The 25098-nt window shown below is 71.3% G+C and carries 23 protein-coding genes and 1 rRNA gene; 8 read left to right on the forward strand and 16 right to left on the reverse strand.

Annotation, left to right across the window (positions count from 1 at the left end):
* Nucleotides 1–181 precede the first annotated feature (181 nt).
* Together AB0M43_RS20680 and AB0M43_RS20685 are read left to right on the forward strand one after the other, a co-directional pair.
* The gene (locus AB0M43_RS20680) at nucleotides 182–724 is read left to right on the forward strand and encodes a hypothetical protein (RefSeq protein ID WP_363726931.1); all 543 of its coding nucleotides are present in this window, start codon (nucleotides 182–184) and stop codon (nucleotides 722–724) included.
* 62 nt (nucleotides 725–786) lie between these two features.
* The gene (locus tag AB0M43_RS20685; RefSeq protein WP_363726933.1) at nucleotides 787–1665 is read left to right on the forward strand and encodes a COX15/CtaA family protein; all 879 of its coding nucleotides are present in this window, start codon (nucleotides 787–789) and stop codon (nucleotides 1663–1665) included.
* On the opposite strand, the gene AB0M43_RS20690 is transcribed toward AB0M43_RS20685, so the two are convergent.
* The 4 genes from AB0M43_RS20690 to AB0M43_RS20705 form a co-directional block, all read right to left on the reverse strand.
* Nucleotides 1662–2411, reverse strand: a complete 750-nt coding sequence (locus AB0M43_RS20690) for a hypothetical protein (RefSeq protein WP_363726935.1) — start codon at nucleotides 2409–2411, stop codon at nucleotides 1662–1664. The genes AB0M43_RS20685 and AB0M43_RS20690 overlap by 4 nt on opposite strands.
* Nucleotides 2412–2537: 126 nt before the next feature.
* A complete protein-coding gene (locus tag AB0M43_RS20695) occupies nucleotides 2538–3368 on the reverse strand; it encodes a hypothetical protein (RefSeq protein ID WP_363726937.1) in 831 nt (276 codons plus the stop codon).
* Nucleotides 3369–3579: 211 nt separating this feature from the next.
* Complete coding sequence (locus AB0M43_RS20700) at nucleotides 3580–3918, reverse strand: hypothetical protein (protein WP_197007748.1); 339 nt, start codon at nucleotides 3916–3918, stop codon at nucleotides 3580–3582.
* Nucleotides 3919–4029: 111 nt separating this feature from the next.
* Nucleotides 4030–4902, reverse strand: a complete 873-nt coding sequence (locus tag AB0M43_RS20705; protein ID WP_363727016.1) for a heme o synthase — start codon at nucleotides 4900–4902, stop codon at nucleotides 4030–4032.
* A gap of 258 nt (nucleotides 4903–5160) precedes the next feature.
* On the opposite strand from AB0M43_RS20705, the gene tkt reads away from it, so the two are divergent.
* From tkt to pgl, 6 genes are all read left to right on the forward strand, one after another.
* Nucleotides 5161–7251: a transketolase gene (gene tkt / locus AB0M43_RS20710; protein ID WP_363726939.1), complete on the forward strand. Its 2091-nt coding sequence runs from the start codon at nucleotides 5161–5163 to the stop codon at nucleotides 7249–7251.
* Between the two features lie 11 nt (nucleotides 7252–7262).
* Nucleotides 7263–8354, forward strand: a complete 1092-nt coding sequence (gene tal, locus AB0M43_RS20715; RefSeq protein ID WP_363726941.1) for a transaldolase — start codon at nucleotides 7263–7265, stop codon at nucleotides 8352–8354.
* On the forward strand, nucleotides 8351–9904 hold the full coding sequence (locus AB0M43_RS20720) for a glucose-6-phosphate isomerase (RefSeq protein ID WP_363726942.1): 1554 nt from the start codon (nucleotides 8351–8353) through the stop codon (nucleotides 9902–9904). The genes tal and AB0M43_RS20720 overlap by 4 nt, the downstream gene beginning before the upstream one ends.
* Nucleotides 9901–11436 carry a glucose-6-phosphate dehydrogenase gene (gene zwf, locus AB0M43_RS20725; RefSeq protein WP_363726944.1) on the forward strand — a complete coding sequence of 512 codons (1536 nt, stop codon included), beginning with the start codon at nucleotides 9901–9903 and terminating at the stop codon, nucleotides 11434–11436. Before AB0M43_RS20720 ends, zwf begins: the two co-directional genes overlap by 4 nt.
* Nucleotides 11437–11628: 192 nt before the next feature.
* Nucleotides 11629–12606 carry a glucose-6-phosphate dehydrogenase assembly protein OpcA gene (locus AB0M43_RS20730; protein WP_363726946.1) on the forward strand — a complete coding sequence of 326 codons (978 nt, stop codon included), beginning with the start codon at nucleotides 11629–11631 and terminating at the stop codon, nucleotides 12604–12606.
* A 93-nt stretch (nucleotides 12607–12699) separates the two neighbouring features.
* Nucleotides 12700–13464, forward strand: a complete 765-nt coding sequence (gene pgl / locus AB0M43_RS20735) for a 6-phosphogluconolactonase (RefSeq protein ID WP_363726948.1) — start codon at nucleotides 12700–12702, stop codon at nucleotides 13462–13464.
* A gap of 57 nt (nucleotides 13465–13521) precedes the next feature.
* Here the strand turns inward: pgl and AB0M43_RS20740 are convergent, their stop codons facing one another.
* The 12 genes from AB0M43_RS20740 to rrf form a co-directional block, all read right to left on the reverse strand.
* Nucleotides 13522–13863, reverse strand: a complete 342-nt coding sequence (locus AB0M43_RS20740) for an RNA polymerase-binding protein RbpA (protein ID WP_363726950.1) — start codon at nucleotides 13861–13863, stop codon at nucleotides 13522–13524.
* Nucleotides 13864–14032: 169 nt separating this feature from the next.
* Nucleotides 14033–14275: a preprotein translocase subunit SecG gene (gene secG / locus AB0M43_RS20745; RefSeq protein ID WP_363726952.1), complete on the reverse strand. Its 243-nt coding sequence runs from the start codon at nucleotides 14273–14275 to the stop codon at nucleotides 14033–14035.
* Between the two features lie 65 nt (nucleotides 14276–14340).
* Nucleotides 14341–16029 carry an ABC transporter substrate-binding protein gene (locus AB0M43_RS20750; RefSeq protein ID WP_363726954.1) on the reverse strand — a complete coding sequence of 563 codons (1689 nt, stop codon included), beginning with the start codon at nucleotides 16027–16029 and terminating at the stop codon, nucleotides 14341–14343.
* A gap of 271 nt (nucleotides 16030–16300) precedes the next feature.
* Nucleotides 16301–17086: a triose-phosphate isomerase gene (gene tpiA, locus AB0M43_RS20755; RefSeq protein ID WP_363726956.1), complete on the reverse strand. Its 786-nt coding sequence runs from the start codon at nucleotides 17084–17086 to the stop codon at nucleotides 16301–16303.
* Nucleotides 17079–18260, reverse strand: coding sequence for a phosphoglycerate kinase (locus tag AB0M43_RS20760; RefSeq protein WP_363726958.1), 1182 nt, complete (start codon nucleotides 18258–18260; stop codon nucleotides 17079–17081). Before AB0M43_RS20760 ends, tpiA begins: the two co-directional genes overlap by 8 nt.
* A 4-nt stretch (nucleotides 18261–18264) precedes the next feature.
* The gene (gene gap / locus AB0M43_RS20765; protein WP_363726960.1) at nucleotides 18265–19260 is read right to left on the reverse strand and encodes a type I glyceraldehyde-3-phosphate dehydrogenase; all 996 of its coding nucleotides are present in this window, start codon (nucleotides 19258–19260) and stop codon (nucleotides 18265–18267) included.
* Nucleotides 19261–19461: 201 nt separating this feature from the next.
* Entirely contained in the window at nucleotides 19462–20448 is a 987-nt protein-coding gene (gene whiA / locus AB0M43_RS20770) for a DNA-binding protein WhiA (RefSeq protein ID WP_363726961.1), read from the reverse strand.
* Nucleotides 20420–21403, reverse strand: coding sequence for a uridine diphosphate-N-acetylglucosamine-binding protein YvcK (gene yvcK, locus AB0M43_RS20775; protein WP_363726963.1), 984 nt, complete (start codon nucleotides 21401–21403; stop codon nucleotides 20420–20422). Before yvcK ends, whiA begins: the two co-directional genes overlap by 29 nt.
* Before the next feature lie 52 nt (nucleotides 21404–21455).
* Nucleotides 21456–22328 carry an RNase adapter RapZ gene (gene rapZ, locus AB0M43_RS20780; protein WP_363726965.1) on the reverse strand — a complete coding sequence of 291 codons (873 nt, stop codon included), beginning with the start codon at nucleotides 22326–22328 and terminating at the stop codon, nucleotides 21456–21458.
* 2 nt (nucleotides 22329–22330) lie between these two features.
* Entirely contained in the window at nucleotides 22331–24352 is a 2022-nt protein-coding gene (uvrC, locus tag AB0M43_RS20785) for an excinuclease ABC subunit UvrC (protein ID WP_363726967.1), read from the reverse strand.
* 21 nt (nucleotides 24353–24373) lie between these two features.
* Nucleotides 24374–24829, reverse strand: coding sequence for a Rieske (2Fe-2S) protein (locus AB0M43_RS20790; RefSeq protein WP_363726969.1), 456 nt, complete (start codon nucleotides 24827–24829; stop codon nucleotides 24374–24376).
* A 175-nt stretch (nucleotides 24830–25004) separates the two neighbouring features.
* Nucleotides 25005–25098, reverse strand: a 5S ribosomal RNA gene (rrf, locus tag AB0M43_RS20795); the annotation flags it as partial.

The following is a 25098-nucleotide window of genomic DNA, read 5'->3' on the forward strand; positions in this document are numbered from 1 at the left end:
CGGCAGGGGCGGGCGGTGCGCTGAGCTCCGCCGCCGTCTTTTTCACAACACCAGTGTTACTTATTTCCGGGGTGGAGGGCAAACCCGGCGGCCAGTGACGCCGGACACCCTTGAACACGTTCAAATTTATCTGGTACGGTCGGGCCGAGTTGAACGCGTTCAACCTTACCGGAGGCCCAGCATGCAGCTCCCCTTCACCCCGCTCGAGGTCACCGCCGCCGACGCGCTCCGGCTGACCGCGCTGCTCGGGGTCATCTTCCGGGTGATGGAGTCCTGCGCGTCGCTCAGCTTCAGTTCGCCTCTGCTCGGGGTGGCCAGCATCGGGATCGTCGCGCCGTTCAACGACGCGGTCGTGCACCTGGTCCAGTTCGGGATCCAGGCCGTGCTCGGGCTCGTCCTCACCGGGGTCCTGCTGTTCGCCAGCAACCGGATCCGGGAGGGCTCGCCGCGCTGGACCCGGCGCGCCCGGCAGCTCAGCGTGTTCGTGATCGCCGACGTCGCGTTCTACCTGCTCGGACTCCTGGGCGGGACCGGCTGGCTGATCTTCGTCAGGGTGCGCGGCTCCAGGGACCACCTCGCCTCCGCCGCCGCGAACGCCTGGCCGCAGATATTTCCGCTGCTCTTCATCGGCATGGAGGTCGGACTGCTGATCTGCGCCGTCCGGGCCCACAAACTGCTCCAGCTGCTCGAGTCGGTCCAGCCCGCACCACTGCCACGGGGGTAGCGGTTCGGGTGCCCGGCGGCCCCCCTCTCGGGGTCGCCGGGCGGAACTTCTACGCTGTGTCGGTGTTCCGGAGCCCAGTACTACTCACGCGGGTCGCCCTCGCCTCGCTCATCGCCAACGCCCTGATCGTCGTGACCGGCGGGGCCGTACGGCTCACCGGGTCGGGGCTGGGCTGCGACACCTGGCCGCAGTGTACGGACGGGTCGTACACCCCGACGAGGGAACTGGGGGTGCACGGGCTGATCGAGTTCGGCAACCGGACCCTGATCGGCGTCGTCGGACCGCTGGCCATCGCCGCCCTGGTCCTCGCCCTGCTGCACAAGCGCCGCGCGCTGACCGTGCCGGCCACCCTCGTCGTCGCCGGGGTCGGCGCCCAGGGCCTGCTCGGCGGTCTCACCGTGCACACGACGCTCAACCCGTGGGTGGTGGCCAGCCACTTCCTGCTGTCGATCGTGGCGATCGTGCCCGCGTTCGCCCTGTGGTTCCGGACCCGGCACCCCGAGCGGGTCGCGGCGTGGATCGTGGCCGGGCCGCTGCGGGGCCTGGTCTGGGCGCTGTGCGTGACGAGCGCGGCCGTGCTGGTCCTGGGCACCGTGGTGACGGGCAGCGGCCCGCACGCCGGAGACGCCAAGGCCGCCCGGACCGGTTTCGACCCCGAGGCCATGGCGCAGCTGCACACCGATGCCGTGTTCCTGCTGCTCGGCCTGACCCTCGCGTTGTGGCTGGCCCTGAAGGCGACCGGGGCCCCCGGTCGCGCGGTCGGCGTTCTGCTCGTGGTCGAACTGGCCCAGGGCGTCATCGGGTTCGTGCAGTACTTCACCCACCTGCCGGTCGTCCTGGTCGGCGCGCACATGGCCGGGGCCTGCGCCGTCTGGATCGCGACGCTCGCCGTGTGGCACGACCTGCGCACCCCGGGCGCCGCGATCCCCGCCGTCGACTAGGCCGTCACCCGGTTCAGGAAGTCGGTCAGCGGCTTGCGGGCCTCCGGCACGTTGAGCAGCCCGTCGCCGTGCGCGCCGTTGCCGGGCAGGACCAGCAGCTTCTTGTCCGTCGCCGGGGCCGCCGCGAGGTCCGCCTCCGCCTCGGCCGCCTTCAGGTACGGGTCCTGGTCGCCGAGCACGTACAGCGTCGGGGCGGTCAGCTTGGCCGTCCACGGCGCGAGGTCGGTCGGCTGGTCGCGGTTGTAGACCTTCGCGCAGCTCAGGACGCCGACCCCGGCCACCGCCGGCTGGATCTCCGCCGCGCCGATCACCGACAGGCAGCCGCCCCGGGAGCCGCCGACCAGGGCGACCTTCTTCGCGCCGCCGGCCCGGACCTTCTCCACGACCGACTTCAGCTCGGCGCTGCGTTCGGGCTGGCCGCCGGCGGCGCCGTACGTCCAGACGGCCACCTGGTAGCCCTGGGCGACGAGCTCGCGGGCGTACTCGACCCAGTCGCAGCCGTTGCCGTCGGCGGTGTTGGAGAACACCACGGCCCGGTCCCCCTTGCCCATGATCGCGCCGGTCAGCCCGGGAACCCCCAGCTCCCGGCCCTCCTCGGACTTCACGCAGCCGGCGAACGCGAAGCCGGGCAGCGCCGCGTCCCGGCCCGCCTTGGGTGACTGGGTCGGCGTGGCCCCCGGCTTCGGGGTGCCGGTGCAGCCGGCGAGGAGGCCGAGCAGGGCGAGCGTGATCACGGTGCGTCTCATCGGTCTTGTGTAGACGGACCGCTGACCCCTGTCAATATGTCACGGTCTGTGACCTCGACGCGACCACCACCCTGACGAGACGGGTACGCCCGGGCGCGGGGCGGGTTCCGCGCCCGCCGGGGGTGCTCAGAGGCGGGCGGCGATGGCGCGGGCGAAGCGGGCCGGGGCGCCCGGGTCGTGGCCGAGGAACAGCGACGGCTCCACCAGCTCCAGTTCGACCAGGAGCGGCGAACCGTCGGGGCCGGGGATCAGGTCGACCCTGGCGTACAGCGGGGCGTCCAGGGAGGCCACCAGGGCGTCGCCGAGGGCCCGCTCGGCGCCCGACGGTACCCGTGGAGTGATGTTCTCGCCCTTGAACAGGCCCTCGGTGCCGAGGTCGGGGCCGGTGAGCATGGGCCCCTTGCGGATCGCGTGGCTGTACTCCCCGTTGAAGTAGAGCAGCGCGGTCTCCCCCGCGTCGTCCACGGCGGTTAGGTACGGCTGGAGCATCACCGTGCGGCCGGCGGCGTGCAGGCGGGCGACGTGCGCGGCGGCGAGGGCGTCGTCGGCGGGGCCGTAGCGGCCGGTGTCGAGGCTGCCCGCGCTCACGGTGGGCTTGAGAACGTACTCGCCGCCGGGGGCCGTGAAGGCCTCGCCCGGGGCCAGGAACACGGTCGGGACGACGGGGACGTCCAGCGCGGCCAGGTACCGCTTGTCGGTGTTCGCCTCGACCGTGGCCGCCGGGTTCAGCAGGCGCGGGACGGCGCGCGTCCAGGCGAGGAACTCCTCGCGCCGGGGCGCGTAGTCCCAGGTGGTGCGCAGGACGGTGAGGTCGAAGGCCGACCAGTCGACCGCCGGGTCGTCCCAGACGGCGGGGACGGCGCGGACACCGAGCTCGGCGAGCGGCCCGAGGACGAGCGGCTCCTCCTCGTCGAGGTCCGGCATGGCGGAGCAGGTGGCGAGGGAGATGACCTTCATGGCGCCATCACACCACACCGGCGGCTCCGTGGCCCCGGGTCGGCGGACCGTCCGGGGAGCGGGCCGGGTGGCGTGCGGGCGGGTCCGGCCCGGGAGCGGGCCCGGAAGGCGGGCGGGTCCGGCCCGGGAGCGGGCAAAAGTCAGCCGCCGGGGTGGTCACCCCGGCGGCGCGGTCGTGCGGTCCGTTCGGAAAGTCTGTGGGCTGGCGGGGCTAACGGGCGAAGACGCTGCGCTTCATGGCCCGCAGCAGCTTCGAGCCGCCGCGCATCCGGTCGCTGATCTCGCGCTCCCACGAGGAGAGGATCGAGACACCGGCCTGGGAGCAGGCCTCGCGGGCCACGTCCGTCGCTGGCGCGAACTGGTCGCCCCAGGAGCCGTCTTCGCCGACGAGCACGATGCGGGCGCCCTTACGTCCCACGTACTCGATCACGGCGCTGGCGCCGTCATGGGCTTCCTTGAACTCTTCGATGTCCGCCACGAGTCCGCTCGGGATCTCGAGCGAGCCGGTACTGTCCGGCTCCGTTGCGGGGGCAGTCGATGCGTCAGCCATGCCACCACAGTAGGCACGTCTGGCTTACCCCCGCTTAACATCGGACCAAGAGTGTGACGATGCTTACTCTTATCGAGGCTGCTAAATCTAGACATATCCGAAACGGACTGATCAGCCTGTCAACAATGCGTCAACCGCGACGGCGACGAACAGGACCGTCACGTAGGTGAGCGACCAGTGGAAGAGCCGCATCGTCTTCAACTCCCCGCCGGCCCGGGTCTGGAGGTAGAACCGGACGGCCTCCCGGGTGAAGATGGCGCCCGCGACGACCGCCGGGACCCCGTACACCCAGCTGAGGTTCGCCACCGGCCACAGCGCGAGCGAGGCGGCGACGGTGAGCACGGTGTAGACCACGCTCTCCAACGCGACCCGCCGCGCCGAGGCGACCACGGGGAGCATCGGGATGCTCGCCGCGGCGTAGTCGTCCTTGAACTTCATCGCCAGCGCCCAGAAGTGCGGCGGCTGCCAGAAGAACATCACGGCGAACAGCAGCCACGCGCTCAGCGACAGGGTGCCGGTCACGGCGGCCCAGCCGATCAGCACCGGCGCCGCGCCGCACGCCCCGCCGAGCACGGTGTTGTGCGGGGTCGTGCGCTTGAGCCACATCGTGTAGATCACCGCGTAGTAGATGATCGCGGCGAACGTCAGGGCCGTGGCCAGCAGGTTCGTCGTGAGCGCCATCAGCGCGACAGCCACCGTGCCCAGGGTCAGGCCGAAGGTGAGCGCCCCGCGCGGCGAGATCCGCCCGGTGACGAGCGGCCGGGACCGCGTACGGCGCATCAGCGGATCGATGTCGCGGTCGTACCAGCAGTTCAGGACGTTGGCGCTGGCCGCGGCGAGCGTGCCGCCGACCACGGTGGCCAGGATCAGCCACAGGGACGGCACGCCACGCTCGGCCAGCAGCATCGCCGGCACGGTGGTGACGAGCAGCAGTTCGACGATGCGTGGCTTGGTCAGGGAGACGTACGCCCGGAAGAGGCCCACCCGCGCGGCGCTGTCCTGGACGTCGGGGGTCCCGGCCGCCGCGTGCGGCAGGCGGGCCACGGCCTCCCCGGGGCTGTCGGCGACGGTACTCACCGGTGAATGGCCACCCTCCGAGTCTGTCTACAAAACGTAGAACAGGGTATGCCCGTGACCTGGGCAGCGGCAGCGCGGGGTACGCGGGTGGTTCAGCGTTCGACCCCCGACCCGGATAGGTAGGGTCAACGAAGACGTTCTCGGATATGAGGGGCTAGAAGAATCGTGACTCTGGACTGGTCCGACCTCGATCGTCGTGCTGTCGACACGGCGAGGGTGCTGGCAATTGACGCGGTGGAGCGGGCGGGCAACGGGCATCCGGGCACAGCGATGAGCCTGGCCCCCGCGGCGTTCCTGCTGTTCAACAGGGTGTTGCGACACGACCCGGCCGATCCGGCGTGGGCGGGCCGGGACCGGTTCGTCCTGTCCTGCGGCCACTCGTCGCTGACGCTGTACATTCAGCTCTACCTGTCCGGTTACGGGCTGACGCTCGACGACCTGGAGCACCTGCGCCAGTGGGGCTCGCTCACCCCGGGCCACCCGGAGCACGGGCACACCGCGGGCGTCGAGACGACCACGGGCCCGCTCGGCCAGGGTCTGGCCAACGCGGTCGGGATGGCCATGGCCGCCCGGCGCGAGCGCGGCCTGTTCGACCCGGACGCCGCCGCGGGCACGAGCCCGTTCGACCACGACATCTGGGTGTTCGCCTCCGACGGCGACCTGGAGGAGGGCGTGACCTCCGAGGCCAGCTCGCTCGCCGGCCACCAGAAGCTCGGCAACCTGTGCGTGGTCTGGGACGACAACGAGATCTCGATCGAGGGCGACACCCACATCGCGTTCTCCGAGGACGTCTGCCAGCGCTACGAGGCGTACGGCTGGCACGTGCAGCGGGTCGACTGGCTGAGGACCGGCGAGTACCAGGAGGACGTGGCGGCCCTGTTCGCCGCCCTGGAGGCCGCGCGCTCGACCACCGACAAGCCGTCGTTCATCGCGCTGCGGACGATCATCGGCTGGCCCGCCCCGAAGAAGCAGAACACCTACGCGGCGCACGGCTCGGCCCTCGGCGCCGAGGAGGCCGCCGCGACGAAGACGCTGCTCGGGTTCGACCCGGCGGAGTCGTTCGTCGTCGCCGACGACGTCCTGGCCCACGCCCGCGAGGTCAACGTCCGGGCGAAGGCGGACCGGGCCGCGTGGCAGAAGACGTTCGACGCCTGGGCGGCGGCGAACCCGGAGCGGCACGCGCTGTTCGAGCGGCTCGCGGCCAAGGAGCTGCCGGCCGGCTGGACGGACAAGCTCCCGACGTTCCCGGCCGACCCGAAGGGGATGGCCACCCGAGTCGCCTCCGGCAAGGTGCTCAACGCGCTCGCCGCCGAGCTGCCCGAGCTGTGGGGCGGCTCGGCCGACCTCGCGGGCAGCAACAACACGACGATGGACGGCGAGCTGTCGTTCGTGCCGGCCGAGTTCGCGACGAAGGACTACCCCGGCAACGAGTACGGGCGGACGCTGCACTTCGGCATCCGCGAGCACGCCATGGGCTCCATCCTCAACGGCATCGCGCTGCACGGCGGCACCCGGCCGTACGGCGGCACGTTCCTCGTGTTCAGCGACTACATGCGCCCGGCCGTCCGGCTCGCCGCGTTGATGAAGCTGCCCACGGTCTACGTGTGGACCCACGACTCCATCGGCCTCGGCGAGGACGGCCCGACCCACCAGCCGATCGAGCACCTCGCCGCGCTGCGGGCCATCCCGGGCCTCGACGTGGTCCGCCCCGCCGACGCCAACGAGACCGCCGTCGCGTGGCGCAAGGCCCTGGAGCACACCGACCGGCCGACCGCGCTGGCCCTGACCCGGCAGAACGTGCCGACCCTGGACCCGGCGGCCGCCGCCGACGCCGACAAGGGCGGGTACGTGCTGGAGGACTCCGACGGCCTGCCCGACGTGATCCTCATGGCGACCGGCTCGGAGGTGCAGCTCGCCGTCGGCGCGCGCGCCAAGCTCGTCGAGGAGGGCCTCAACGTCCGGGTGGTGTCCATGCCGTGCCAGGAGTGGTTCGACGCCCAGCCGGTGGAGTACCGCAACCACGTGCTCCCGCCCGGGGTCAAGGCCCGGGTCAGCGTCGAGGCCGGGATCGCCATGCCGTGGCGGCACCTCGTCGGCGACGCGGGCGAGTCCGTCAGCATCGAGCACTTCGGGGCCAGCGCGCCCTACCAGATCCTGTTCGAGCAGTTCGGCTTCACCGTGGACAACGTCGTGGCCAAGGCGCGGGCTTCCCTGTCGCGCGCCGGTCTCGTCCAGGGCTCCACGACCGGAAACTGAAGGAGGAGACCATGACCGACAGACTCGCCGAACTGACCGCGGCCGGCGTCGCCGTGTGGCTGGACGACCTCTCCCGGGAGCGGCTCGCGTCCGGCAGCCTGGACAAGCTGCGCCGTGAGGACCACGTCAGCGGCGTCACCAGCAACCCGACCATCTTCGCCAAGGCGCTCTCCGAGGGCTCCGCGTACGCGGAGCAGGTGAAGGACCTGGCCACCCGGGGGCTCTCCGTCGAGGAGGCCACCCGCATGCTGACCACCTACGACGTGCGCTGGGCGTGCGACGTGATGCGGCCGGCGTACGACACGAGCCACGGGCTCGACGGCCGGGTGTCGATCGAGGTCGACCCGCGGCTGGCCGACAAGACCGCCGAGACGGTCGCCGAGGCCAAGGGCCTGTGGTGGCTGGTGGACCGGGAGAACCTGTTCATCAAGATCCCGGCGACGCTCGCGGGGCTGCCGGCGATCACGGCCACGCTCGCCGAGGGCATCTCGGTGAACGTGACGCTGATCTTCAGCCTGGACCGGTACAAGGGCGTGATGGACGCGTTCCTGGCCGGCCTGGAGCAGGCCCGGGCCAACGGGCACGACGTGTCCAGGATCGCCTCGGTCGCCTCGTTCTTCGTGTCCCGGGTGGACACCGAGATCGACAAGCGCCTCGGCGACGGCCACCCGCTGGCGGGCAAGGCGGCGGTCGCGAACGCGCGGCTGGCGTACGAGGCCTACGAGCAGGTCTTCTCCTCCGCCCGGTGGCAGGCGCTCGCCGACGCGGGCGCCCGTCCGCAGCGGCCCCTGTGGGCGTCGACGGGCGTGAAGAACCCGGCGTACTCGGACGTGCTGTACGTGGCCGACCTGATCGCCCCCGGTACCGTCAACACCATGCCCCAGGGGACCATGGAGGCGTTCGCCGACCACGGCGTGACGCAGCCGGACACGATCACCGCCCACTACGACGACGCCCGGCGGGTGATGGCCGACGTGGCCGCCGCGGGCGTGGACTACGACGACGTGGTCGACCATCTCGAACGCGACGGGGTGGTGAAGTTCGAGACCAGCTGGAACGAACTCCTCACCAACGTCGAGACCCAGCTCAAGGCCGCGCGTTGATCGCCGGCGGCGGGCTGACCGTCCGCAGTTCCGTCGACGCGGAGGGCGTGCGGGCCACGCTCGCCGCCGAGGATGTGCCGGCGCTGCTCGCCGCCGGCGACGCCACCCTGTGGGGTCCGGAGGCCGAGCCCGAGGCGACTGTCCGCCTCGGCTGGCTGAAGGTCCTCGACACGTCCCGGGACCTGGTCGCGCGGCTCGCGAAGCTGCGGGCCGAGCTGCTGTCCGAGGGTCTCGACCACGTGGTGCTCGCCGGGATGGGCGGCTCCTCGCTCGCCCCGGAGGTCATCTGCCGGACCCTGGGCGTCGAGCTGACCGTCCTGGACACCACCGACGCGGGCCAGGTCCGCGCGGCGGTGTCCGACCGGCTGGACCGCACGGTGCTGGTCGTGTCGAGCAAGTCCGGCGGCACGGTGGAGACCGACAGCCACCGCCGGGCGTACCTGGACGCGGGCCTGGACCCCGCGCGCCAGCTGATCGTCGTCACCGACCCGGGTTCGCCGCTCGAAGCCGCCGTGACGGGCGTGGCCCGGGAGGTCTTCCTCGCGGACCCGACCGTCGGCGGCCGGTACTCGGCGCTGACCGCCTTCGGCCTGGTGCCCTCGGCGCTGGCCGGCGTGGACGTCTCGGAGCTCCTGGCGGAGGCCTCGGCGCTGCACGCGACGCTGGCCGACCCGGAGGGCCCGGCGACGGCCCTGGGCGCGATCCTGGGCGCCTCGGCGCTCGCCGGCCGGGACAAGCTGGCCATCGCCGACGACGGCAGCGGCATCGTCGGGCTCGGCGACTGGATCGAGCAGCTGGTCGCGGAGTCCACGGGCAAGGCCGGCGTCGGCATCCTGCCGGTGGTGCTGGAGGACCCGTCCGCGCCGGTCGCGGGCGGCCCGGATGTGCTGCGCTGCACGGTCGGCGGCGCGATGGACAGCGACGCGTTCCTGAGCGGCGGGCTCGAAGCCCCCGAGCTGAGCGTGTCCGGCGGGCTGGGCGCGCACTTCCTCGCCTGGGAGTTCGCCACCGCGCTCGCGGGCCGGCTGCTCGGGATCAACCCGTTCGACCAGCCGAACGTGCAGGAGAGCAAGGACAACACGAACCGTCTGTTGGCCTCGGGGCTGCCGGCCGAGACGCCGTCGTCCGTCGACGGGGCCCTCGAGGTGTACGGGGACCTGGACAGCTTCCTCGCGGGCGTCGGCCCGGACAACTACGTCGCCGTGCTCGCGTACCTCGACCGGCACGCCGACGCCGACGCCGAGCAGCTGCGCGCCCTGATCGCCGAGCGCACCGGGCGGCCGGTCACCTTCGGGTGGGGGCCGAGATTCCTGCACTCCACCGGCCAGTACCACAAGGGCGGTCCTGAAAAGGGTGTGTTCTTGCAGCTCACGGGCGTGGTGGCCGAGGACCTGGCGGTCGGCGGCAAGGAGTACACCTTCGGGGCGCTCCAGGCCGCGCAGGCCGCCGGGGACCGCGAGGCGCTCGCCCAGCGGGATCGCCCGGTCCTGCGGGTGCACCTGACCGACCGCGCGGCCGGCCTCGCGCAGCTGCTGGCGGCGCTGCGGTGACCGACGAGCAGGCGGGGACCAACCCGCTCCGCGACCCGCAGGACCGGCGGCTGCCGAGGATCCCGGAACCCTGCGTTCTGGTGATCTTCGGCGTGACCGGCGACCTGTCCCGCAAGAAACTCATCCCGGCCGTGTACGACCTGGCCAACCGCGGCCTGCTGCCCCCGGGCTTCGTCGTGCTCGGCTTCGCCCGCCGCGACTGGGGCGACGGCGACTTCGAGGAACTGGCCCGCAAGGCCGCCCAGCAGCACGCCCGGACCCCGTGGCGGGACGAGGTGTGGTCCCGGCTGGTCGGCAACATCAAGTTCGTGGGCGGCTCCTTCGACGACGACGAGGCGTTCGACCACCTGTCGGCCACGCTGGACGAGCTGCGCGCCACGCACGGCATCCCCGGCAACGCGGCCTTCTACCTGTCGATCCCGCCGCCGGCGTTCCCCATGGTGCTCAAGCAGCTCGAACGCACCGGGATGGCGGACAACAAGGTGTCCGGCGGCTGGCGCCGGGTCGTGGTCGAGAAGCCGTTCGGCAACGACCTGGAGTCCGCCAAGTCGCTCAACGACCTCGTCGACGACGTGTTCACCGGGCACGACGTGTTCCGGATCGACCACTACCTCGGCAAGGAGACGGTCCAGAACATCCTGGCGCTGCGGTTCGCCAACTCGCTGTTCGAGCCGGTGTGGAACTCGCACTACGTCGACTCGGTGCAGATCACCATGGCCGAGGACGTCGGGATCGGCTCCCGGGCCGGGTTCTACGACACGGCCGGCGCGGCCCGCGACGTGCTCCAGAACCACCTGCTCCAGCTCCTGGCGCTGACCGCGATGGAGGAGCCGACGAGTTTCGACTCGGAGGAGATCCGCACCGAGAAGCTCAAGGTGCTGCGCGCCATCACCCTGCCCGAGGACCTGGACTCCTACGCGATCCGGGGCCAGTACGTGCAGGGCTGGGTGGCCGGGCAGCGCGCCGAGGGGTACCACCAGGAGGAGAACGTCCCGGCGGACTCCACCACGGAGACGTACGCGGCGGTGCAGCTCAACATCAAGAACCGGCGCTGGGCGGGCGTGCCGTTCCACCTGCGTACCGGGAAGCGGATGCCCCGGCGGGTCACCGAGATCGCCGTGCTGTTCAAGAAGGCCCCGCACCTGCCGTTCGACGCGGCGGACGTGGAGATGCTCGGCAACAACCAGCTGGTGATCCGGGTGCAGCCCGACGAGGGGCTGATGCTCAAGTTCGGTTCCAAGGTGCCGGGGACGGCCATGGAGCTGCGCGACATCGCGATGGACTTCCAGTACGGCGAGGCGTTCACGGAATCGAGCCCGGAGGCCTACGAGCGCCTGGTCCTCGACGTGCTGATCGGCGACAAGACGCTGTTCCCGGACGCGGCCGAGGTGGAGGCGTCCTGGCGGGTGATCGACCCGCTGGAGGAGTTCTGGGCGGGCACGAAGCCGCACCCGTACCGGGCCGGCGAGTGGGGTCCGCGCGCCGCCGACGAGATGCTGGCCCGCACCGGCCGGCAGTGGAGACGGGCATGACGCCGGCCGCGGGTGCCGGCACGGAGACGGCCGTGAAGACGGGCGTGCCGGCGGTCGTGGGAGCCGGCGCGGAGCCGGTCGCGGAGGCGGGCATGACGAGGCTCAGGGGGACATGGGCATGAGCGAGCGCCAGCGAGCGACCAGAAAGCTCTGCCGCCGCGATCTCGTGGCGCCGACCGAAGGGAGGCCCGCGTGATCGCTCTGTGGGATACCACCGGCATCGACGTCGTCAAGGCGTTGGCGGCCGAGCGGCGCAGCGCGGGCGGCCTGACCAGCGGTCTCGCGTTGACCCTGATCGCGGTCGTGGACGAGAAGCACGTCCGCGAGGCCGAGGCGGCGGCCACCATCGCCGCGCAGCAGCACCCGTGCCGGCTGCTGATCATCGTCCGCCGCGACGTGCTGAACCCCAACTCGCGGCTCGACGCGGAGATCGTGGTCGGCGGCCGGCTGGGGCCGTGCGAGGCGATCGTGATGCGGATGCACGGCCGGCTGGCCCTGCACGCCGAGTCGGTGGCCATGCCGCTGCTGGCCCCGGACGTCCCGGTGGTCACGTGGTGGCACTGCGAGCCGCCGGAGGGCATCGCCTACGACCCCCTCGGGGTGGTGGCGGACCGCCGGATCAGCGACGCCTACCAGTCGGCCGACCCGACGGTCGCGGTCCGGCAGCGGGCCGACGACTACGCGCCGGGCGACACGGACCTGGCGTGGACCCGGCTCACCCCGTGGCGCACCCTGGTCGCGGGGGCGTTCGAGGCCACGTCCGCCCCGGCGGCCAGCATCGTGATCGGCGCGCCGACCGGCGACCCGAGCGCGACCCTGCTGGCGGGCTGGCTGAAGGCCCGGCTCGGGGTGACACCCACCCTCACGCCGGCCTCCGAGCTGGCGTCGGTGGCGGTCACCCTGGCCAACGGCGACACGCTGGCCCTCGAACGGCACGGCACCACGGCTCTGCTGCGCCGGACCGGCTACCCGGACCGGACGCTGCCGCTGATGGCCCGGCCGCTGGGCGAGGAACTCGCGGAGGAGCTGCGCCGGATCGACGCGGACCAGCCGTACGCGGCGGCGCTGGAGGCGGCCACCGGCACCCGGGGACTGAGCGAACGCTCCCCGACCCGGGTGCACATCTGGCACGACCCGGCGCTGTCGGAACCCGAGGAAGAACCCGTCTAAACCCTTTTATCGGGTACGTCCCGCCGCCCGCCCGGTTCACCGCCGAACCCCGGGCGGCGGTTCGGGTCCCGCGTCAACCGCTAGGAGCGACCTGTGACAGGCAGCGTTGTCGTGCACTCCGACCCCGAGGTGCTCGCCCAGGCCGTGGCGGCCCGGCTGATCACCCGGCTGATCGACGCCCAGGCCGCGCGCGGGGTGGCCTCGGTGGTCCTCACCGGCGGCCGGGTCGCCGCCGCCGTGTACGCGGCCGTCCGCGACAGCCCGGCCCGGGACGCGATCGACTGGTCCCGGGTGGACGTGTGGTGGGGCGACGAACGGTTCCTGCCCGCCGGGGACCCCGAGCGCAACGAGACCCAGGCGCGCGCCGCCCTGCTGGACGCCGTGCCGCTGGACCCGGCCCGGGTGCACCCGATGCCGGCGACCGACGGGCCGGACGGGGAGGACCCGGAGGCGGGCGCCGCCCGGTACGCCGACCTGCTCGCGAAGACCGGCCATCCCCAGGAGCTGCCGCACTTCGATGTGCTCCTGCTGGGCGTCGGCGAGGACGGCCACATCGCCTCGGTGTTCCCCGAGGCGCCGGCCACCCACGACCGGCGGACCGTGACCGCCGTGCGCGGTGCCCCGAAGCCGCCGCCGGTCCGGGTCACGCTCACCCCGTCGGCCGTGAACACGGCGGAGGAGGTGTGGCTGATCGCGGCCGGCGAGGGCAAGGCGGACGCGGTCGGCATGGCGCTGCACGGCGCGGGGCCGGTCCAGATCCCGGCGGCCGGCGTACACGGCGTCAACCGCACCCTGTGGCTGCTGGACGCGGCGGCGGCGTCCCGCCTGGAACCGAGCTACCGCAGCGTCCTGCGGTAGCCATGGGACACGGAGCCGGCCCACCCCGCATGCGGGGTGGGCCGGTTCCGTCGTACGTCAGCCAGCTCTCCGCTGCCTCAAACGTGCCAACGCCTCGGCGAGGATGAGCTCGCCCTCGGCGTCACTGCGTCGCTCCTTCACGTACGCCAGGTGCGTCTTGTACGGCTCCGTCCGCTGTCGGTCCGGCGGGTGCTCCCGGTCCTGTCCGGCGGGGAGCCCACAACGGGGGCAGTCCCACGTCTCGGGCTCCAGGACCTCGGCGGAGAAGGCCGCCTCGGTCTCGTGTCCGTTGGCGCACCAGTAGTGGACCCGGTGGCGCGGGGCCGGTTGGCCACGCTCCGCCAGGCTCATCGGCCCTGAGCCGACCCTGGTGCCTCTGATGGCGCTTCCGCTCGCCACGGCTGCTCCTGTCGTCGGGGGGTACGACATAGCGAATACACGTGCGCGCGGTCCGTAATCGGACCGCGCGCATGAGTCTAAACAACCAAGGCGGTTATGGATATATGTCCAGACGACCGATGTGAGATGTCCGGACGGCCGTTGTGGGTCGACGAGGGCTTCGTCGCGGTCAGGAGCCCGAACTGGCCTTGATGAGCAGCCCGAGGCCGACGATCGAGGCGAGCCACAGGAGGCCGGCCAGGACCGTGTACCGGTCGAGGTTCTTCTCCGCCACCGACGAACCGGTGAGGGTGCTCGCCGCACCGCCGCCGAACATGGTCGACAGACCGCCGCCCTTGCCGCGGTGCAGCAGGATGAGCAGCGTCAAAATGATGCTGGTGACGATCAGCACACCTGCGAATACGTAAGCCATCTGGGGGGAAGTCCTCTCGAGTCCAACAAAACCGATCCAAGGATAGCCGGCGAGCCCACCGCCTACTAGCCCACCCACAGAGCCGAGATGTCCGCTTCACCGAAGGCCGGGTGGATGAAGGCATTGTGCACCTTGCTGCCGTACATCCGGAGGATCTTGGGGTGGATCACCGGGATGATCGGCGCCTTCTTCTGGATCTCCTCGTCGAGTTCGCCCCACAGCGCCTGCTGCTTGTCGAGGTTCGACTCGGCCATCGCGGCGTCGATCCGCTTGTTGATGTCCGGGTCGTTGAGCTGGGCGAAGTTGTAGTTGCCCGAGGTGTTGCGGTCCTTGGGGATGGTCCGGCCGTCGAAGTTCGGCTGGATCACGCTGGACGCGCTCGGGAAGTCCGGCAGCCAGGTGCCGAAGGTCAGGTCGCCCTGCTTGGCGGGGGTACCGGCCAGCGTGTAGTAGTTGCGGGCCGGGAACGGCTCCAGCTTGACCGTGATGTCGATCAGCGCGAACGCCTCGACCACGGTCGCCATGGCCCGCTGCCAGCGCTTGGTGTCCTGGAAGTTCGCGGTGAGGGTCTTGGCGCACGGCTTGCCGTCCTTGGCCGCCTGCTCCATCAGGGCCCGCGCCTTCTCGGGCGCGCCCTCCTCGGAGGCGTCCACCCCGAACACGTCGAACTTCTTGTGCGCCTTGATGTCCGGCGGGATCATCGTCGTCGCGTAGTCCCCGAAGATCGAGCCGCCGAGCATGCCCCGGAACCGCCGCTTGTTGAACGCGAGGACGAGGGCCTGCCGGCACTTGAGGTCGGTGACCCTGGTCGTGTTGATGCCCAGGTACGCGGTACCCGAGATCGCCCCGGTCATGGCCCGCTTCGAGATCTCGGCGTCGTTGACGATCTGCTGGACGAAGTTGGGGGTCGCATCCGTCTGGAGCGCGATCGAGGTCTTCGCGTCGCCCTGATCCTTGATCAGCTCGTCGGTGACCTCTTCGTCCTGGTTCTCCCGGATGATCAGATTGATCTTGTCCGGGTACGCCTTGCGGACGCCGTCCGTGCTCGGGTTCCAGTGCGGGTTGCGCTCCAGCAGCATGGGACCGCCCTTGCCGTCGAACGGCTGGGCGATCTTGTAGGGCCCGCTGGCGAACGGCCGGTTCGTGTAGTTGAGCTTCGTGTCCTGCTCCGGCGGCACCGGACCCCAGACGGGCATCGTCAGCGAGTACGGGAAGTCGCCGACGGCCATCTTCAGCTGGAACTTGACCGTGCTCTCGTTGAGGCACTGGATCGAGGACAGGCCGGCGCCGTTGTTGTTCTTGTTGACGTAGGGACCCTTGTAGTTCTCGGTCCCCGCCAGGTACTGCTGCGCGTACGTCGGCCCGTTCGTGTACTCCCGGGCGAACCGGCGCTCGATGCCGTACTTCACGTGCGCGCACGTGATCGGCGAGCCGTCCTCCCAGGTGACACCCTTCTTCAGGGTGAACTCCCAGACCTTTCCGCCCTCGCTGGGCCGGCCGAGGTCGGTGGCCAGGTCGGGCACGATCTCCGAGCCCTCGGCGCCGGACGCGTCCTTGAACGTGATCAGGGTCCGGTCGATCAACCGGCTGATGTTCATGGCGGTGGTCAGGTACACCTGGGTCGGGTCGAGGAAGTCGGGCTGGGCCCGGAGGATGAGGTTGAGCGTTCCGCCCTGCTGCGGCTTGACCTCCGCCGGGGCGGACTTCTCTCCGTCGGGCGTGCACGCCGCGGTGAGCGCGATGGTCGCCGCCACGATCCCGGCGAACGCTGCGCGCCGCGCTCGGCGCGGTGTACCCGTGAGAGGGGTGCCGTGGTGCATCGTCATCCTCGGGGTGGTTTCAGGGGCGGCGCGGAACGACCCGCTCGAGACACTGTAGGGGCACCTGAGCCGTGGTGAAAACCCACCCTGAGTACCTGCGTCGAATCGTGACCGCCCGGATGCTAAGAGCATCCGAGCGGTCACTGTGAGTTACTTTTTTCTGGCGGGCTTACAGCTCCCGCACAGGTCATGGGCACAACTCTGACTACACGCTGACATGCTCCGGGAAGCGGCAGATCCGCGCGAACTCCTCCGCGTCGATGCTCGCCCCGCCCACCAGCGCGCCGTCCACGTCCGGCTGGTCCATGATGCCCGCGATGTTCGTCGACTTCACGGAACCTCCGTAGAGGACCCGCAGCGAGTCGGCCAGCGCCGCCCCGTACAGCTCCGCCAGCTTCGCCCGCAGCGCCGCCACGACCTCCTGCGCGTTCTCCGGGGTGGCCGTGCGGCCGGTCCCGATCGCCCAGATCGGCTCGTACGCCACGACCAGCTTCTCCGCCTGCTCCGCGGTGACCCCGTCGAGGGCCGCCGCCAGCTGGGCGGTGGTGTGCGCCACGTGCTCGCCGGCCTCGCGGACGTCCAGGCCCTCGCCCACGCACAGGATCGGCGTGATCTTGTGCTTGAGCGCGGCCTTCACCTTGCTGTTGACCACCGCGTCGTCCTCGTGGTGGAACTGCCGGCGCTCCGAGTGCCCGACGACGACGTACGAGCAGCCCAGCTTCGCGAGCATCACACCGGAGACGTCCCCGGTGTAGGCACCCGAGTCGAACGGGGACAGATCCTGCGCCCCGTAGCCCAGCAGCAGCTTGTCCGCGTCGATCAGCGTCTGCACGCTGCGCAGGTCCACGAACGGCGGCAGCACGACGACCTCGACGGCCGTGAGCTGCTTCTCCGTGAGGCTGAACGCCAACTTCTGGGTCAGTGCGATGGCCTCGAGGTGGTTGAGGTTCATCTTCCAGTTGCCGGCGATCAGCGGACGACGCTCAGACATCCAGGGCCTCCAGGCCGGGCAGGGTCTTGCCTTCCAGGTACTCCAGCGACGCGCCGCCGCCGGTCGAGATGTGCCCGAACGCCGACTCGTCGAGCCCCAGGGCCCGCACCGCGGCCGCCGAGTCCCCGCCGCCGACGACCCCGAGGCCGTCGATCTTCGTCAGCGCCTCGGCCACCGCCCGGGTACCCGCCGCGAACGGCGCCAGCTCGAACACGCCCATCGGCCCGTTCCAGAAGACGGTGTGCGCGCCGAGCACCTCGGCCGCGAAGGCCGCGCCCGACTCGGGCCCGATGTCCAGCCCCAGCCAGCCGGGCTCGATCCCGTCGACCGGCACCGTGCGGACCTGGGCGTCGGCGGAGAACTTGTCCGCGATCACCACATCCGTCGGCAGCACGATCTTGCCCGTGGCCAGCAGTTCCTTGCAGGCGTCGAGCTGGTCGGCCTCCAGCAGCGAGGCGCCGATCTCGTGCCCCTGCGCCTTGAAGAACGTGAAGCACATGCCCCCGCCGACCAGCAGCCGGTCCACCTTGGGCAGCAGGCTGGAGATCACCGCGAGCTTGTCGGAGACCTTCGCCCCGCCGAGCACGACCACGTACGGCCGCTCCGGGCTCTCCGTCAGGCGCCGGAGCACCTCGACCTCGCGGAGCACCAGCCCACCGGCGTACGCCGGCAGCAGCCCCGCGATGTCCACGACACTGGCGTGCCGGCGGTGCACCGCGCCGAAGGCGTCGTCCACGTAGGCGTCGCCCAACGACGCGAGCTCGGCGGCGAAAGCGCCCCGGACCGCGTCGTCCTTGCTGGTCTCGCCGGCGTTGAACCGCAGGTTCTCCAGCAGCGCGAGCTGACCGTCGGCCAACCCGGCCACGGCCCCACGGGCGGAGTCCCCCACCGTGTCGGTCGCGAAGACCACCGGCGAACCCAGCAGCTCACCCAGCCGGGCGGACACCGGACGCAGCGAGAACTTGTCCTCCGGGGCACCCTTCGGGCGGCCCAGGTGCGAGATCAGCACGACCCGCGCGCCACCGGCCAGCAGCGCGGTCAGGGTCGGCAGCGCCGCCCGGATCCGGCCGTCGTCGGTGATGCGGTCGCCGTCGAGCGGAACGTTGAGGTCGGCGCGTACCAGTACGCGCCGACCCGTCACGCCCTCGGCCAGAAGATCGTCGAGGGTACGCATCCGACTAGCCGACCAGCTTCACCAGGTCGACGAGGCGGTTGGAGTAGCCCCACTCGTTGTCGTACCAGCCGACGACCTTGACCTGGTCGCCGATGACCTTCGTGAGGCCCGAGTCGAAGATGCACGACGCCGGGTCGGTCACGATGTCGGACGAGACGATCGGGTCCTCGGTGTAGACCAGGATGCCCTTGAGCGCGCCCTCGGCGGCGGCCTTGATCGCGGCGTTGACCTCTTCGACCGAGGTCTCACGGTGCGCGGTGAAGGTCAGGTCCGTGGCCGAACCGGTCGGGATCGGCACCCGGAGCGCGAAGCCGTCCAGCTTGCCCTTGAGCTCCGGGAGGACCAGGCCGATGGCCTTCGCCGCGCCGGTACCCGTCGGAACGATGTTCAGGGCGGCGGCGCGGGCCCGACGCAGGTCGGAGTGCGGGCCGTCCTGCAGGTTCTGGTCCTGGGTGTACGCGTGGATCGTCGTCATCAGACCCTGCTTGATGCCGATGGTGTCGTTGAGCACCTTCGCCATCGGGGCCAGGCAGTTCGTGGTGCAGGAGGCGTTGGAGATGATGGTGTGCTTCGAGCCGTCGTACAGCTCGTGGTTCACGCCCATCACGATCGTGATGTCCTCGTTCTTGGCCGGAGCCGAGATGATGACCTTCTTCGCACCCTTGTCGATGTGCGTCTTGGCCTTCAGCCCGTCGGTGAAGAACCCGGTCGACTCGATCACGATGTCCGCGCCGATGTCGCCCCAGTTGAGGTTCGCCGGGTCGCGCTCCGCGAACGCCTTCATGGTCTTGCCGCCGACGGTGATCTCGTCCGAGGACGCCTTCACCTCGAGGCCCAGCCGGCCGAGGATGCTGTCGTACTTCAGCAGGTGCGCCAGCGTCGCGTTGTCGGTCAGGTCGTTGACGCCGACGATCTCGATGTCCGCGCCCGACGCGAGAACCGCGCGGTAGAAGTTACGGCCGATCCGGCCAAATCCGTTGATGCCAACCCGGATGGTCACAGGTTCCATCTCCTCGCCGCTCGAGCCGGCGCAGCTCGCGCCGGCGAAGGTAGCCACTGACCCGGCCCTGGGTGCTCGGCCGGGATACCTCTCCCGGCCTCGTCGCCGAACACCCCGACCCTATCTGAACGCCCACCGGTCACGGCGGGCGGCGGTCGGGGTGCTCACGACACCATCGACGGGTACGGTGCCCCGAACCGCTCAGACGTCCACCGACAGCATCTCCGGCGTCACCGCGGACTCCGTGTCGGGAATGCCCAGGTCCCTGGCCCGCTTGTCCGCCAGCGCCAGCAACCGGCGGATCCGGCCCGCGATCGCGTCCTTCGTCAGCGGCGGCTCGGCGAGCGCGCCCAGCTCCTCCAGCGACGCCTGCCGGTGGTCCAGCCGCAGCCGGCCGGCCGCGATCAGGTGGCCCGGGGACTCGTCCTCCAGGATCTCCAGCGCGCGGGTCACCCGGGCCGCCGCCGCCACCGCCGCGCGGGCCGAACGGCGCAGGTTCGCGTCGTCGAAGTTCGCCAGCCGGTTCGCCGTGGCCCGGACCTCGCGCCGGACCCGGCGCTCCTCCCAGGTCAGCACGCTGCTGTGCGCGCCGAGCCGGGTCAGGAGCATCCCGATCGCGTCGCCGTCCTTGATCACGACCCGGTCCACGCCCCGCACCTCGCGGGCCTTGGCCGTCACGCCGATCCGCCGGGCCGCCCCGACCAGGGCCAACGCCGACTCCGGCCCCGGGCAGGTGATCTCCATCGCCGACGACCGGCCGGGCTCCGTCAACGAGCCGTGCGCCAGGAACGCGCCCCGCCACGCCGCGATGGCGCAGCACACCCCCGCCGACACCACGTGCGGCGGCAGGCCCCGGACCGGCCGGCCCCGCACGTCCAGCAGACCCGTCTGCCGGGCGAGGGACTCGCCGTCCTTCACGACCCGGACGATGTAGTGGCTGCCCTTGCGCAGGCCACCGGACGCCAGGACGTGGATCTCGCTCGGGTAGCCGTAGACCTCCGCGACGTCACGGCGCAGCCGCCGGGCCACCGCACCGGTGTCCAGCTCCGCCTCGACGACCACCCGGCCGCTGACGATGTGCAACCCGCCCGCGAACCGCAACAGGGCCGCCATCTCGGCCTTGCGGCAGCAGGGCTTCGGTACGTCAACGCGGCTCAGCTCATCCTTGACCGCGGCTGTCATCGCCATCGTGTCGCCCACCTCGTGTGCTGCGGGCCCCCAGGGAGCCCAGAATCGGTTGCAGGGCCGCGGCCAGCGCGGCGGGATCGTGCCGGGGGGTGTCATCGTCGACCGCTACCGGCGCGAGCACCAGACGTGCTCCGAGCGCCACGGCCGCGCGTTCCACCGGACCGGGATCCCCCACGGCCCGGTCGTCGGCGAGAACCACATCCACCCGCAACTCCGGCATGTACGACATCAACGCGGCAAGGTGGTCCGCATGGGACAGCCCCGCCGTCTCCTTCTCGGCTGCCAGGTTCAACGCGACGATGCGCCGCGCGTCACTGGCGACGATCGCCCGACGTAACTCGGGCACCAGCAGGTGCGGGATCACGCTCGTGAACCAGGAGCCCGGCCCGAAGACCAGCCAGTCCGCCGCGCGCACCGCCTCCAGTACCTCGGCGCACGCCGGCGGGGACGCCGGACGCAGCCGTACCTCCCGGACGTCGCCCGCGGTGACCGCCACCTCGTGCTGCCCCCGGACGGTGATCACGTTGCCGTCGAGGAGGACCTGCGCCTCGATCTCCAGCGCCGTCCGGGTCATGGGAAGCACCCGGCCGCACGCGTCGAGGAGGCCGGCGGCGTGGTCCAGAGCCGCCACGGGGTCACCGAGCAGCTCCATCAGTCCAACGAGCATCAGGTTGCCGACGGTGTGCCCTGCGAGCGGATCTTCGCCGGCGAACCGGTGCTGGAGCAGTTCGGCCGTCAGGGCCCGCTCTTCGCCCGACAGGGCCGCGAGCGCCTGGCGCAGGTCCCCCGGGGGCAGCGAGCCCCGTTCGGCCCGCAGCCGGCCCGAGGAGCCGCCGTCGTCGGCGACCGTCACCACGGCCGTGATGTCCAGCTTCAGGTCCCCGCGCATCGACCGCAGCGCGCGCAGGGAGGCGCTGAGCCCGTGTCCGCCGCCGAACGCGACCACCCGGATCATCCGGACACCCGGCCCGGCCGGGAGAGCGGCGCCCGACGTCCGCCCCGGGGCCTCATTCGCGCCCCAGATCCCGGTGCTGGGCGTGGGCCGACAGCCCCGAACCCCGCAGCCGCTGGGCGAGTTCCTCGGAGATGGCCACGCTGCGGTGCTTCCCGCCGGTGCAGCCGACGGCGACCGTGAGGTACCGCTTGCCCTCCCGCTCGAAGCCCGGCACCGTGCCCGCGAGCAGCCGCGCGTACCCGCCGACGAACTCCTCCGCGCCCGGCTGCCCGAGCACGTACTCGCTGACCGGCTCGTCGCGCCCGTTGCGTTCCCGCAGCTCCGGTACCCAGAACGGGTTCGGCAGGAACCGCGCGTCGAGCACGAAGTCCGCGTCGACGGGCAGCCCGTACTTGAACCCGAACGACAGCACCGTCACCCGCAGCTGCCGCTCCTCCGGGGCCGCGAACAGCTCCTCGACCCGGGCGCGCAGCTGGTTGACGTTGAGGTGCGACGTGTCGATCAGGACGTCGGCGTGTTCCCGGGCCTCGGCGAGCAGCAGCCGCTCGGCCTCGATCCCGTCGGACAACCGGCCCGTACCCTGCAACGGGTGCGACCGGCGCACGCTCTCGAACCGCCGGACCAGCACGTCGGGATCGGAGTCGACGAAGACGACCTTCGGCCGGAAGCCGCGTTCCCGCAGGTCCCGCACCGCGCCCGTCAGATCGGTGGAGAAGGCCCGGCTCCGCACGTCCAGGACCATGCCGGTCCGCCGGGTCGCCTCGCCCGCCTCGAACGCCAGCTCCGCCATCGGCACGAGCATCGTCTGCGGCAGGTTGTCGACCACGTAGTAGCCGACGTTCTCCAGGGCCCGCGCCACGGTACTCCGCCCACCGCCCGACACCCCGGTGACAATCACCAGGTCCAGGTCACCGCGCTCCGTCACGCTCACCCCTCGTCTCGCTTCGATCCGCCAGTGTCCCCCGCCCCCTCACCAGGGGTTTCGGCACCCCCTGGGTCACTCGTCACGGTCGTGGGGTTACTCTCCGCTCCCGTGAGGCTGGCCAGCACCGCCTCCGCCGTCCGGGGTCCGATCCCGGGCACCTCGCTGATCTCCACCAGGCTCGCGGCGGCCAGCTTCTTCAACGAACCGAACCGCTTCAGCAACGCCTTCTTCCGGATCTCGCCGAGCCCCGGGATCGTGTCCAGCGCCGAGGCCGTCATCCGCTTCGACCGCCGCTCCCGGTGGAACGTGATCGCGAACCGGTGCGCCTCGTCCCGCAACCGCTGCAACAGATAGAGCCCTTCGGAGGTACGCGGCAGGATCACCGGGTACTCGTCGTCCGGCAGCCACACCTCCTCCAGCCGCTTGGCCAGCCCGCACACCGCGACGTCCGTGACGCCCATGCCGGCCAGGGTCTCCGCCGCCGCCCCCACCTGGGGCGCACCGCCGTCGACCACGATCAGCTGCGGCGGGTACGCGAACCCCTTGCGCGCCGGACCGGCCGTGAGCTCCTCGACCGCCGCGCCGTCACCCGGAGCGACCGCGGCACCGCCCGGCGCGGCCTCCCCGGCCGTCTTGTCGCCGCGCTGGGCGAACCGCCGCCGCAGCACCTCCGACATGGCCGACAGGTCGTCGGTGGCGCCCCGGATGATGAACCGCCGGTACTCGCTCCGGCGCGCCACCCCGTCCTCGAACACCACCATGCTCGCGACCACGTCGGTGCCCTGGAGCTGCGACACGTCGTAGCACTCGATCCGCAGCGGCGACGAGTCCAGCGACAACGCCTCGGTCAGCTCCTCCAGGGCCTTGCCCCGCAGACTCAGGTCCCCGGCCCGGCGCAGCTTGTGCTGGGCCAGGGCCTGCTCCGCGTTGCGGGTCACGGTCTCCAGGAACGCCCGCTTGTCGCCGCGCTGCGGAATCTTGAGCTGCACCTTCGAACCGCGCAGCCCCGACAGCCACGCCGCCAGCGCCGGCGCGTCGCTCGGCAGCTCGGGCACCAGCACCTCACGCGGCGGGTCCCCACCGTCCCCGTACACCTGGGTACAGAAGCTGTGCACCAAGGCGCCCGGGTCCAGGTCCTCGACCTTCTCCACGATCCAGCCCCGCTGCCCGCGCACCCGGCCGTCCCGGACGTGGAACACCTGCACCGCCGCCTGCAACGGGTCCTCCGCGAACGCCACCACGTCCGCGTCGGTCGCCTCGTCGAACACGACGGCCTGCTTCTCCATGGCCTTGCGCAGCGCCGTCAGGTCGTCGCGCAGCCGGGCGGCCCGCTCGAACTCCAGCTCCTCGGCCGCCTCGCCCATCTCCCGCTCCACCTTGCGGAGCAGCGGATCGGTGTTGCCGGCCATGAAGTCGCAGAAGTCGTTGACGATCTGCCGGTGCTCGTCGGCCGACACCCGCCCCACACACGGCGCGGAACACTTCCCGATGTACCCCAGCAGGCACGGCCGGTCGATCTTCCGGGCCCGCTGGAAGACCCCTTTGGAGCAGGTCCGCGCGGGGAACACCCGCAGCAGCAGGTCCAGGGTCTCCCGGATCGCCCAGGCGTGCGAGTAGGGCCCGAAGTACCGGACACCCTTACGCTTCGCTTCGCGGAGAACCAGCAGCCGGGGGTACTCCTCGTCCAGCGTCACCGCCAGATACGGGTACGTCTTGTCGTCTCGGTACCGCACATTGAACCGCGGATCGAACTCCTTGATCCACGCGTACTCCAGCTGCAGCGCCTCGACCTCGGTGTTCACCACCGCCCACTCCACCCGGGCGGCGGTGGTGACCATCTGGAACGTCCGCGGATGCAGTGTCAGGGGATCCGCGAAGTACGAACCCAACCGGCTGCGCAGGTTCTTCGCCTTGCCGACGTAGATCACCTTGTTGGCGGGGTCGAAGAACCGGTACACGCCCGGTGTGACGGGAATCGTCCCCGGCGCGGGACGATAGGTCAGGACAGTCGACGAATCCGGCACCGTAGAAGACTAGCCCCGAGATCACTCTCTGGCGATGTCGTCCCCGGTGATCTTCAACAGGATCGGGCTGAGCCCCTTCGTCGCTGGCCCCTTCACCAACGACCCGTCCTCCGCCTTGAACTGCGAACCGTGGTTCGGGCAGGTGATCACGCCGCCCTTCGGCTCGTCCACCGTGGTCCCCATGTGCGGGCACCGGGCGTTGAAACCCTTGATGACCCCGGCCTGCGGCTGGACCAGCAGCACGTTCCCGACGAGCTTGCCCCCGCCGACCGGCACCTCCGAGGCCTTCGCCAGCACCGCCGACGCGGCCGACGTCGCACCGCCCTGGGCCGGGGGCGTCGTCGCCTGCGTCTCCGGAGCCGGGGTCGCCGGGTCGGACCCGCCACACGCCGCCAACAGCGCGGCCGCCCCCACCCCGCCGGCACCCACGAACAACGCCCGCCGGCACAGCCCGAACTGTTCCTGAGTCTCAGTCATGGCTACGAGCATGCCGGGACCGGCCGGTGACCGCCAGCCTTCTTACCGAATACACAGCAAAGCCATAGCCCGCCCGACGGGTACGCCAACGCCGAAAGGCCCGACCCTTTGGGGGTCGGGCCTGGGAAATGCCTTAGGGGCCCACCATGTCTGGTGGGCCCCTAAGGGAAATTGTGTCCGGCGGCGTCCTACTCTCCCACCCCGTCCCCAGGGCAGTACCATCGGCGCTGAAGGGCTTAGCTTCCGGGTTCGGAATGTTGCCGGGCGTT

Source organism: Longispora sp. NPDC051575 (assembly GCF_040681875.1).
Lineage (GTDB): Bacteria > Actinomycetota > Actinomycetes > Mycobacteriales > Micromonosporaceae > Longispora.